13 protein-coding genes are annotated in these 12,004 nt (G+C 27.9%); 2 read left to right on the top strand and 11 right to left on the bottom strand.

Annotation, left to right across the window (positions count from 1 at the left end; all coding sequences use genetic code 11):
- Positions 1–172 precede the first annotated feature (172 nt).
- The 11 genes from HSACCH_RS12420 to HSACCH_RS12470 all read right to left on the bottom strand — a co-directional run bounded on the left by HSACCH_RS12420 (position 173) and on the right by HSACCH_RS12470 (position 10,653).
- Positions 173–1,639: a flippase gene (locus HSACCH_RS12420; protein WP_005490262.1), complete on the bottom strand. Its 1,467-nt coding sequence runs from the start codon at positions 1,637–1,639 to the stop codon at positions 173–175.
- On the bottom strand, positions 1,640–2,539 hold the full coding sequence (locus tag HSACCH_RS12425; protein WP_160162758.1) for a glycosyltransferase family protein: 900 nt from the start codon (positions 2,537–2,539) through the stop codon (positions 1,640–1,642).
- Between the two features lie 235 nt (positions 2,540–2,774).
- On the bottom strand, positions 2,775–3,653 hold the full coding sequence (locus HSACCH_RS12430; RefSeq protein ID WP_005490264.1) for an NAD-dependent epimerase/dehydratase family protein: 879 nt from the start codon (positions 3,651–3,653) through the stop codon (positions 2,775–2,777).
- A 16-nt stretch (positions 3,654–3,669) separates the two neighbouring features.
- Positions 3,670–4,206 (bottom strand): dTDP-4-dehydrorhamnose 3,5-epimerase, encoded by a 537-nt coding sequence (gene rfbC, locus HSACCH_RS12435; protein ID WP_005490265.1) that lies wholly within the window; start codon positions 4,204–4,206, stop codon positions 3,670–3,672.
- Positions 4,206–5,270 (bottom strand): CDP-glucose 4,6-dehydratase, encoded by a 1,065-nt coding sequence (gene rfbG, locus HSACCH_RS12440; RefSeq protein WP_005490266.1) that lies wholly within the window; start codon positions 5,268–5,270, stop codon positions 4,206–4,208. The genes rfbC and rfbG overlap by 1 nt, the downstream gene beginning before the upstream one ends.
- Positions 5,270–6,046, bottom strand: a complete 777-nt coding sequence (gene rfbF, locus HSACCH_RS12445; protein WP_005490267.1) for a glucose-1-phosphate cytidylyltransferase — start codon at positions 6,044–6,046, stop codon at positions 5,270–5,272. Before rfbF ends, rfbG begins: the two co-directional genes overlap by 1 nt.
- Before the next feature lie 22 nt (positions 6,047–6,068).
- Positions 6,069–6,767, bottom strand: coding sequence for a ferredoxin--NADP reductase (locus HSACCH_RS13630; protein ID WP_005490268.1), 699 nt, complete (start codon positions 6,765–6,767; stop codon positions 6,069–6,071).
- 3 nt (positions 6,768–6,770) lie between these two features.
- A complete protein-coding gene (rfbH, locus tag HSACCH_RS12455) occupies positions 6,771–8,090 on the bottom strand; it encodes a lipopolysaccharide biosynthesis protein RfbH (RefSeq protein WP_005490271.1) in 1,320 nt (439 codons plus the stop codon).
- 18 nt (positions 8,091–8,108) lie between these two features.
- Positions 8,109–9,206, bottom strand: a complete 1,098-nt coding sequence (locus tag HSACCH_RS12460; RefSeq protein ID WP_160162759.1) for an SMEK domain-containing protein — start codon at positions 9,204–9,206, stop codon at positions 8,109–8,111.
- Positions 9,207–10,034: 828 nt separating this feature from the next.
- A complete protein-coding gene (locus HSACCH_RS12465) occupies positions 10,035–10,370 on the bottom strand; it encodes a HepT-like ribonuclease domain-containing protein (RefSeq protein WP_005490274.1) in 336 nt (111 codons plus the stop codon).
- Positions 10,357–10,653 carry a nucleotidyltransferase family protein gene (locus HSACCH_RS12470; RefSeq protein WP_005490275.1) on the bottom strand — a complete coding sequence of 99 codons (297 nt, stop codon included), beginning with the start codon at positions 10,651–10,653 and terminating at the stop codon, positions 10,357–10,359. The genes HSACCH_RS12465 and HSACCH_RS12470 overlap by 14 nt, the downstream gene beginning before the upstream one ends.
- Positions 10,654–10,910: 257 nt before the next feature.
- Here HSACCH_RS12470 and HSACCH_RS12475 point away from each other — a divergent pair, with 257 nt between their 5' ends.
- The gene (locus HSACCH_RS12475; protein WP_005490276.1) at positions 10,911–11,414 is read left to right on the top strand and encodes an Rpn family recombination-promoting nuclease/putative transposase; all 504 of its coding nucleotides are present in this window, start codon (positions 10,911–10,913) and stop codon (positions 11,412–11,414) included.
- A gap of 12 nt (positions 11,415–11,426) precedes the next feature.
- The gene (locus tag HSACCH_RS12480; RefSeq protein ID WP_152416046.1) at positions 11,427–11,885 is read left to right on the top strand and encodes an RpnC/YadD family protein; all 459 of its coding nucleotides are present in this window, start codon (positions 11,427–11,429) and stop codon (positions 11,883–11,885) included.
- The last annotated feature ends 119 nt before the right edge of the window (positions 11,886–12,004 follow it).

A 12,004-nucleotide genomic window follows, 5' to 3' on the forward strand; every position in this document is an offset into this window, starting at 1 on the left:
CTAAAGTATGTGTCTAATTTAATGGGGAAACCTCACGTTCTTGAATATAAAAAATGAACAAGCAAATATTTATTAGTTTTAATTTTTTAAAACAATTATTAGTTTAGAAAATTTTTGCATCTACTTAACCTAAATCCATTATTTCATTTGTAATTAACTAGAAGTATTATTACTACTTAATTAAGTTTTTAAAAAATTCATATTCTTGCTTGGTAAATAATCCGAATAAATAACCCAATATAATAAATGATATTAACCCTGCAAAAGACATTATCAAAATAGCAATTAAACTTTGACCGCCAAACAAAAAATTTAAAGAATAATGAACACCAAAAAAAGAAAAAGTTAAACCAGTCATTTTAATAAAATTATATTGGACTAAAAATTTAAGGTCATTATTAAAATAATAAAATAATGCTAAAACCAACATTAAAAAATAAGTAAAACTTGTCGCTATAGCAGCGCCAATTATGCCATAAAGAGGTATAAAAACGAAGTTTAATATAATGTTTATTATAGCCACCACTATAGTAATAATTTGCGAAACTCGTAACCATGATGTAGCAGAATATGTGCTAAGAAAGATTCTTGCTAAACCAAAAGCAAAAGTCCCAATTATCAATATTTGTAATGACGATACCGCTAAAGCATAATCATTACCAAAAACTAAAATAATAAATGGCTCGGCTAATACAAATAAACCTACACCAAATAAAATCAAAAATAAATTTGTATATTTTAAAGACTCATTAAATATTTTTGATAACTCTTTAAATTTATTTTGACCCCACAGCTCTGATGAATTATGAAAGATTACACTTTGAACAGCTTTAGGCACCATCCACAATTTTTCTGCAAGAGTTAAAGCTACTTTATATACACCTGTATAACTACTACCCAAAAAATAATCAATTAACAAAATATCTGATTTATATAATATTTGTGCAGATAAAATACCTGGCACACTCATAATTCCGAACCTAAGTATCTTTTTACTATAAAGTAAACTTTGAGGGTTAAGTATTTTTTTAAAGTTAAAATCAACTTTAATAATTTTTTTCCATAAAACAATAGTGAAAATAATTTTAATTAATCCAGTTATTAAAAAAGCATAAGCAAGAGAATATATATTAAAATTCAAAATAACAAAAATCAATATAAGAATATTATTCGTTATTTTTATAGCTATATCAAATTTAACAACTGAATCTTCTTTGTGATAACTATATAGAATAGCTCTAACACCAGTCCACATGTTTGCAAATATTAAACTCAAACCTAGAATATAAAAAAGATTTTTATACTCATTAATAAAACCAAAAAAATCAAATAAGTTTAAAATTACCACCATTAATAAATAAAAAAAACTAGCAACTATAATAGGCATAAATAAAGAAATAATTAGTATATTATTGTTATCTTCATTTATTTGATCAGATACATACTTTCTTATAGCATCGAACATTCCTAAACCAAATACCGTTCTTAAAATACCATACCAAGCTAATAGAGCAGCAATTTCACCATACAACTCTAGCCCAGCCAACCTTGCTAATAATGGTTGATAAATTAAACCAATTACTAGAGTAGATACTGAGCTAAACAAAACAGACATTATTCCCTTTACAATCTTACCCATTTAATCACCTAAAGTTTCTTTGATAAAATCAAAATATTTTTCAACTGTAAAAAATTGTTCATATTTTTTATAGGCATTATCCGTTTTATTTTTTCTTACCAATGTGGATTCCCTATAAATATCAATTATTTTATTAGACATAATTTTAGGTTCATTTTTACATGTATAAATATCATCTTTAACATTAAAAAATTCATATAAAGAAGGTTTTTCCATAGTCAAAACGGGGATTTTCATATTTATAGCATCAACAACTTTATTTGTTAATACATTATGAGCTTTTTGAGAATCACCAAAAATTCCTAAAGCTAAATCACAATTTTTCACTAAGAAGCTTTCTAATTTGCCATTTGAAAAAGTGTAATCATTTCTGATTTCTATATAATCATTTAAATTAGCTTTATTAACCATAATTTTATATTTCAAACTCTTTTCTTCATTATTTCCAAACAAATAAATTTTAAATGAAATATCATCTTTCAAATAATTAGCCATATCAATAATCTTATCTAAACCATGCAATGGTATATATGATCCCCACCAGCATAAAATCATCTTATTATCAATTTCAAAATTACTTTTCTTTAATTTTTCATCATTAGTTAAAGGTATAATCTTATAATTAACTTCACTTAAGTCAATAGACAACAATTCAGATATATACTTCAATTCATATTCATTTGGATGAATCAGAACATCTGAAAACTTTAACAATATACTATCAAATAATTTAACTTTCTTAGCTCTCAGTGAATTAACTTTAATTTTTTTTCTATCAAAAACTGCTGTATCATATACAGAAATATATAAATCAGTAACAACTTTTTTTCTAAATAATTTTGCGATTATGATAAAAGGTGCATTCTCATGGTTCATCGCTGGAATATACACTATATTCACAAATGGAATTAATAAAAATAAAATAAGTATATTCAGCAAATAATAAAATAAACGTGCTATTATCTTAATTAAAATGTTGTTTGCTTTTATAAAAAAAAAGCTTGGATCATAACTCATAAATTCATATTTTTTTTGATTATTAAATAAAAATTTATAGAAATTTTGAGTTCTATATGCCCCTTTTATTTTTCCTAATATTAATAATTTAGTCATCAAAAAACTCCTATAAAAAAATTTATAATCTTTTCAACCCATCTTTTAGTGATGTTTTTGGTTCCCAATTAGGAAGTCTGTTAAAATCACTCCAAAGCTCCATAACTTCTCTTTCCCGATATGGTCTTCCACCCCATTCTACCAAAACTTCAATGCCGGTTACTTTTTCATATAATTCAATTAAGTCTTTTAATTTGATCTGCTGACCTGAACTAACCGCATATTTGTTATGACTTATTTTCTTTTCTTTTATTAAATCATAAGCAGAAATAAAAGCATCCACAACATCATCAACATGAACTAAGTCAATCTTTTGTTCTCCAGGTGACATTTTAAGTTTCTTCTTTTCTTTAGAAAACTTACCTAGCAAATTAATTAATTTACCTCTATTATCATCCTCAGCATATGTATCAAATAATTTTAAAGTTATAACATTAAAATTCAATGCATTCACATAATATTCAATAACATCCTCAAAAGCCTGCTTAGTCGCTGCATATAAATTTACAGGGTTATAATCTTCATTTTTATAATGCTGCCAGGAAGTACCAGTATTAATAAAATTATAGGTGTTTGCTTTAGACATAGCTTCCAAAACATGAGTACCAAATTTAATATTACTATTAATTAGATTATCTATTTCATCTGATTTATGTTCTGAGATAAATAAGGAGGCTAAATGAAAAACTATATCAGCTTCAACTTCTTTAAAGTAATTGATTAACTCAGTTATATTCTGGTTATATTCAAAGATATCAATCTTACTTTTAACTGATTCTAAATTTTTGTAAGTTGAAGATGGTCTGCTTATAATATGAACATTATATCCGAGCTCTACAAGTTTTTTACTCAAGTGTGAACCTACAAATCCAGTTGCTCCAGTTACAATAATATTTTTCATTTATAAACACCTCAGCTTAAAAAGGACTATTAAAATTATTAAATTTAATTAATTTTTGATCTTTTTCAGAAATTATGGGGTTATTGACATTCCAATCAAGACCAAAAGAATTCCAATGAACTCCACTATCACTATTTTCATTATAAACAGTCGAAACATTATAAACAGTAATTGTGTTATTCTTTAATGCTTTAAATCCATGTGCTAAACCTTTTGGTATATATATTGAGTTTCTATTTTCTGCAGACAAATTAACATTGATATATTCACCATAAGTATCAGAGTTTTTTCTTAAATCAAGTATAACATCCATTACTTCTCCATAGGGGACACAAACTAATTTATGATGGTCGTGTGGAGGTAACTGAAAATGCATTCCTCTAATCACATCTTTTTGTGATATAGAATAGTAACTTTCTTTAAAACTATTACATAAGTCATTTTCAGAAAACATTTCTGTATTAAAAGTTTTACAAAAAGTTCCTCGCTGATCTTCAAAGACCAAATTTTTTATTATATATACTTCATCAAGCTTTGTATCAATCAATTCCATTATTTATCAACTCTCATATACTCTTTAATCTGTTCTACATCAAAATCATAATCAACATTATCATTCTGATACCAGTCAACTACTAAATCAATTGTCTGGTCAAAACTAAGTTTTGGTTCCCAGTTTAAGTGTTGTCTAGCTTTACTGATATCTAGTTTCAATAATTTTGCTTCATGTGGTTCATTACTATTAGAAGTATCAATCCATTCACCTGAACCCCATTTATTAACCAATTTATCAACAAGTTCTCCAACTGTAACAATTGAAGCTTCATCAGGACCAAAATTCCAGGCACCTGTATATTTTTCAGGGTTTTGATATAGTTTTGAAGCTAATAATAAATAACCCCGCAAAGGCTCTAAAACATGCTGCCAGGGTCTAATAGCTTTTGGACTTCTAATCTCAATAGCTTTATCTCTTTTTAGATAACTAATACAATCAGTTATCAATCTATCTGCTGCCCAGTCTCCACCACCAATAACATTACCGGCTCTAACTGAAGCCACAGCTATATCAGAATCTTCATTATCAAAAAATGATCTTGTATAAGCAGAAGTAACCAATTCAGCACAGCCTTTACTGGAACTATAAGGGTCATATCCGCCCATAGGATCATTTTCTCTATAACCCCAGATCCATTCATTATTCTCATAACATTTGTCACTGGTGATTATAATTACAGTTTTAACACTGTCACTCTGCCTGGCTGCTTCTAGAACATTTACAGTTCCCATTACATTTACTTCATAGGTCTCTCTTGGTTCTTTATATGATAATCTAACCAGCGGCTGAGCTGCCAGATGGAAGACAATCTCTGGTTTTTCTTCTTTAAAAGTTCTTAAAAGATTATCATAATCTCTTATTTCGCCTCTAAGATCAGTGATCTTTTCACTTAAATTAGTAACAACAAAATTGTCCTGATCAGTATAAGGATCTAAGGCATAACCAATCACATTGGCTCCCAGCTCATTTAACCAGATAGATAACCAGGATCCTTTAAATCCTGTATGACCTGTCACTAATACATTTTTATTATTATATATCCCATCAAATAATTCTTCCATTACTCCCAGACCTTCCAGAAAGCCTTATCTTCATTCCAGAGTTTATTTAAATGTTTAACATCACGTTCATGGTCCATACATTCCCAGTTACCATCATGCTTATAAACCATAACTCTACCCTGTTTAGATAATTTTTCTAAAGGACCAACCTCAAAATCACAATCTTCTGCAGGAGATAAATGATCAAGCATTTCTCTTTCAAAAACCATATAACCACCATTAATCAAACCCATAGAAGTTTGTGGTTTTTCTTCAAAAGATTGAACTACATTATCTTCTTCCAGAAGTTCTCCAAATCTGGCTGGTGGATGTACACCTGAAATTGTAACCACTTTATTATGTTCTTTATGGAAACGAACTAAATCATTAATATCGATATCAGCAACTCCATCACCATATGTAAGTAGATTTATACCGTCATCTAAATACTTTTCAATTCTCTTTATCCTACCACCCTTAAGAGTATTTAAACCTGTATCAACCAGAGTTACATTCCAATCAGTTTCGTTGTGATTATTGTGGAATGTTATATCAGAGTTACTTAAATCTATAGTAAAATCATTATTTTTAGCTTCATAATGCAGAAAATAATCCTTAATTACATCACCTTTATAACCAAGACAGATAATAAAATCAGTTACTCCATAATTAGCATAAGTCTTCATGATATGCCAGAGAACAGGTTTCTGGCCAATCTTAACCATAGGTTTTGGAATTAAATTTGTTCTGTTCCCAAGTCTAGTTCCAAACCCTCCTGCAAGTATTACTGCTTTCATAAAAATTTAACCCCCTATTTTTTTATTCCCACTGATCTAAATAAATATTTTTTAAGTTTTCAGCTTCAAGTTTTTCTTTGAAATCTAAATTAAAATCAGTTGTACCACAGATATAGTAATGAGCATCTTGATAATTAGAAGCTGAATTTACTACATCTTCTTTGGATATTCTTCTATTTATAGTTTCTTTATTTTCTTCTTGGGTTGTAAATAATAATAGTTGATCATTATTTAATTTCTCTTTTAAATAGTCAAGTCTTATAAAATCCTCATATTTTTTAGCTGAATAAAGAAGTTTTAATCGATCTAGCTCATTTTGTTCTTCCAGAGCCTCTATAAAACTAAAAAATGGAGTTACTCCAGTTCCACCAGCCAGACAGACAATATCATTTTTTTGATCAAAAACTGGTAAAATAAAATCTCCATAAGCATATTTAATTGTAACTTCACTACCTTGTTTAACTTCATTAAAAATTCTTGTAGTATATCGCCCAACTTTTTTTATTACCAGTCTAATTACTTTTTCTTCATTATAATAAGAAGCTAAGCTAAATGTTCTTGATTCAGGCCAGTAATCAGAAGAATCAACCTCTTCTAAAGACAGCTGCAGAAACATTCCAGCTTCAAATCTTCTATATTTATCAGGTTTTAAGATATATTCTCTAATTTCTGCTGTATGTTCAATTACAGACAGGATCTCTGCCTGGGTTACAACTGCCATTTTTTATAACCTTTCATCAAAGAAATCAGCAAACTGCTGAATAATGTATTCAATCTTCTGATCATCAAGCCCAGGATAAACTCCTATAAAGAAAGTATTATTCATTATATAATCAGTATTTGCAAGATCCCCAACAACTCTGTATTCAACATTTTGATAGGCGGGTTGTCTGGTTAAGTTGCCTGCAAATAATTGTCTAGTCATTACCTTGTGTTCCTCTAAGTAATTAACAAGTTCATTTTTTGTGAATTCATCATTTTCTTTAACTGATAATGGAAAAGCAAACCAGGAAGGATCAGAATTTTCTTCTGCTTCAGGTAAGATTAAATATTCCTCAAATTCCTTAATACCTTTATATAGCTTTTCGAAATTTTCTTTTCTTGCTTTTATAAAATCAGGAAGCTTTTTTAACTGTTCTACTCCAACTGCTGCCTGCATATCAGTAACTTTCAAATTATAACCCACATGACTGTAAACATATTTATGATCATAGCCATATGGAAGATCTCCAAACTGCATAGAAAATCTTCGGCCACAGGTATTATTCGCACCTGGTTCACAGTAGCAATCTCGACCCCAGTCTCTAAAAGAAACTGCTAGCTTCTTATATACAGGGTTATTAGTTAAAACTGCTCCACCTTCTCCCATTGTCATATGGTGAGCAGGATAAAAACTAACAGTAGCAAAATCGCCAAAATTTCCGACCATTTTACCATCATAAGTAGTTCCAACTGCGTCACAGCAATCTTCAATTAAATATAAGTTATGTTCTTCAGCAAATTCTGTTACAGCTTTTAAATTAAATGGATTACCCAGAGTATGAGCGAGCATAATAGCCTTAGTCTTATCAGACAGTGCTTTTTCTAATTCTGAAACTTTTATATTATAGGTACCAAGTTCTACATCTACAAATACAGGAACAAACTTATTTTGAACAATTGGATTAACTGTTGTTGGAAAACCAGCAGCAACAGTGATTACTTCATCACCAGCTTTTAATTTTCTTTCTTCTAATTTATCTGAAGTTAAGGCTGATAAAGCAACTAAATTAGCAGAGGAACCAGAATTAACCAGAGAACAATATCGCTGATCCATAAAATCTGCAAATTCTGCTTCAAATTCTTCAGCATATCTTCCAGTCGTTAGCCAAAAATCAAGACTGGAATCAACTAAAGATACTTTTTCTTTTTCATCAAAAACTCTAGCTGCAAAAGGTATAGTATCTTTACCCAATTCAAAACTTTCTTCTTTTTGTTCTTCTCTATGCAATTCTTTTACTTTTTCAAGTATTTCTTTTCGTAATTTATCAGTTTTTTTACTCAATTAAATCACTCCAAAATATCAATTTGTAAGTCCAGCATCTTTTCTTGCAGTTAGCTTTTTTGCGAATTGATTAAAATCTAGATTAACAAAAACAATTTTAAACCTAACATCATTTTTTTCTAAAAATTTTTTAAGATAATGATAAAAATATTCTTTTTCCATTATTCCATCAAAACAAATATAATAAGAGTAGTTAATTTCTTCAAAATAAATTAATCTTTCCTCTTCTAATAAATTAAGTTCCTCATTAATAATATTTTGAGATAAACTGAAAAACCTTTTGATCTTAGCATAATTTATTTTATAATAACTGTCATCAGCACTACTTGTACTCTCTTTAAGTAGAACAGAGTAAAATTCTCTCGTAATACGTGGTAAGCTTTTTAGTTTATTATAAAATTTAATCATATCTTTATGAAATTCTACTTCATCTAAGAAGTCTTCTATACCAGGCCAATAATGGCCTTTCTTAGGGAAGTCCCCCATTAAAAAGTTAAATAACTTAATTGAATTTTTAGGTTTAGAATAAGTTCGCTTTTCTAAATATTTAAAGATTTCATTTTCATAATTATTATTTACATCTGGAATCTCTAATTCTGCTTGAACTCTCATCAAATCTCTTTTTATTAAGGTATATACTTTTTCCAAATTATCTAATGATAAACTAGTAGTTTTTTTATAAATATAATTCAAATCTATTATATTATCCTTTTTGTCAAAGTTAATTTCATTAGCAATTTCTAAATATTTATTTTTTAATGTATATTGTCCCTGTTTTTCACCAATTATAAATATATAAAAATCATCATATAATTCTTTATCTTTTGATGAAATATTAGTTAAAGTTTCTTTAACTTTGGAAGTGGATTTATCTGTAGTAATTTGATATGCAACTCTTGCATTTTTATCTCCTAAATCTATACCTGGATAATTTGGTTTTTCTTGGTTTAAGTTAATTAAATTAATTTCTTCAATGATATTTATTATTTCTTTAAAGAAATCTTCACAATAAATATTTAAGTTAGTATATCCTAATTTGTTTCTAGGAGTAATTGATAATCTTAATTGACTTAGAGAATCTATTATTTCTCCAATCATTTTGCCTCTTGTTAGCATAAAAATCCTTTCTATGATGCCAAAAAAATGATAAAATTCTCTACACATAAAAAAATAGTTTTTTACATATAAACTCAATCCCTTAAGTTCATATACAAAAAACTGTATATTCTTTATCTATATTTTTTTCTCTACCCCTATTCAACACTATGTCCACTTTGTTGAAATCAAAGTGTATTGCTAAAAAAATAACCTGACCCTTGACCTTATATCATAGTTTTTTAAACCTCTAACTCAGTTCATTTTACTCATATGAAAACCCCGGTTCCAAAGATTTTCATACATATTCAGTTGTCAACGTACCTGAGTTAAGATTTTATTCGTGACATCGGATGTCATATATTGAATAATACTCCTATGTCGCTCACAAATTATATTTTATAACATTATTTAAGATACATCAAATAATTAGAGTATCTAATTTTGTCGAATGACAAAGCAAAACTTTTCAGTTAATATTCTTTGTGACATCGGTTGTCATTTTTGCACTTTTTCTTTATTTATTTCAATTAATATATAGATTTAATGCGCAGACGCTCAATAAACTATTTTTAATCTTTTCTAACGTGTTCAATTTCTTAACAACTTTTATTATAATACACTCTTGCCTTAAAATCAATTAATATTTCTCTGTTTTTTTGTCGAATTAAGATAAATTTTATCATTAAATGCACGCGGTGATTTGATAAACCTCTTCTTTCTGAACACCTGATTTTATTTCCGATAGTAAAAAGTGATATTTTTAGTTAAATCAATATAAAAAATATTATATCTGCTAAAATTTTGGTTTATAGGCAAAAAAATAACCAGACAACATGCCTGGAATAATTAAATATGACTTAATATATCTTCTATCACTATTTTAAGTTGTGGTATTTTATTTTCAATTACATTCCAAACTATTTCTAAGTCAACTCCAAAATAGTCATGTATTAATATATCTCTGAGGCCAGCAATTTTTCTCCATTCTAAATCAGGATATTCCTCGCGAATATCAGCAGGTATATTTTTAACAGCTTCCCCTATAATTTCAAGATTTCTAACAATAGCATCTTGAACCATATCTTTTTCTTTAAATTCTTTATAAGACATATTTTCTGAATAATTCTGAACTTTATTTATAGAACTTAAAATGTCCCTTAAATATACCTCAGGCCAGCGCATATTTAGCACTTCCTAGAATATCTTCCTTTAACTCTTCTTTTAAGGCATCTTTAATCACAAGATCTACATCTTTATTTAGATTATCTTCAAGATAAAATTTTAGGTCCATATAATTATCAAAGGTCTTCTCGCCTTCTTTAAATTCAACAAGAAGATCAATATCACTATTATTATTGGCCTGACCACTAACATATGAACCAAATAAAGCAATATTTTTAACTCCAAATCTATTTAAAATACTTCTCTTTATTTGTAAAAATTCAATAATTTCTTGAGCAGTCATATTATCGACCTCCTATTTCTATTTTAGCACCATTAATCAAATAAAACAAGTTTTTAATTTGATAAAAAACTATTCAATATTTTAACATTTTTTTATAAAATCTTGCTTTAAAATCAATTGATATTTCTCTATTTTTTTGTTAAATTAGCTTTAATTTGATTGAACATAAGTTCGTTTTGTGATATAATATACTTAAAGGTTAGTCCTCAGGTCTTATCTTTTTAAAGATAAAATTCTAAGAGAAAGAGGTTAATAAAATGGCAACTCCCCATGATAAGTTTTTTAAAGAAATGTTTAGTAAAAAAGAAGTGGCGGAATCATTTATCAAAAACTATTTTCCCCAGGACCTTTTAGAACTTTTTAATACTGATGACTTAGAAATTACTAAAGACTCTTTTGTTGACGAAGACTTAAAAGAATTCTTTTCTGATGTTGTATACCGGGTTAAATTAAATGACCATGACGCTTTTATTTACTGTCTTTTCGAACACAAAAGTTACCCAGATAAAAAAGTTTCGCTTCAACTACTGAAATATATGACTAAAATCTGGAATCTATATTTAAAACAAAAAAATTCTGGCAAACTGCCAGTTATCCTCCCCCTCTTGATTCACCATGGCGGAAAGAGGTATAATATAGATAAGAGATTCAGCTCCAGGTTTAATATTCAAGCAAATACAAAAAAATTTATTCCAGACTTTGAATATTTACTTTTTGACTTTTCTAAGTATAGTGATCTGGAGATTATAGGAAGTATATAGTTACAAATAGTTTTGAAAATTCTACACACCAGTTTTATTGATGATGATTACGCTAAAATATTCGCTGACATATTAGAGCTGATCAAAAAATTGAATGATGCTGAGTCTATTTTAGAATATTTTACAACAGGAATGAAATATATACTTGAAATTAAGGATTATGATTTTGATGTCATGCATAATAAAGTTAATTTAATCATCCCCGAAAGGAGTGAGACTTTTATGTCTACAGCTAATAAGTTGCGTGAAGAAGGTAAATTAGATGGAATTAAAAAAGGGATTAAAGAAGGTAGAAAAGAAGAACTTATAGAAACGATAGTACACTTGACAGTAAAAAAATTAGATATTGATTCATTTCCTAAAGAATTAGAAAAATCCCTATATAATAATGAGATTGGAACTTTAAAAATAATTAGAGATAATCTGTTAACTATTAAATCACTTGAGGATTTAGAAGAATATTTAAACTAAAGAGCAGACTTTTCTGCTCTTTCTTTTCATTCATCTATTCATTTAGTATATTGTTGAATTCTTTCTGAATATCACGATGAAATATTATTAAATCCATAGCTTTTTTTGCAATTCTTAAT

The sequence above is a fragment of the Halanaerobium saccharolyticum subsp. saccharolyticum DSM 6643 genome (assembly GCF_000350165.1).
Taxonomy (GTDB): domain Bacteria; phylum Bacillota; class Halanaerobiia; order Halanaerobiales; family Halanaerobiaceae; genus Halanaerobium; species Halanaerobium saccharolyticum.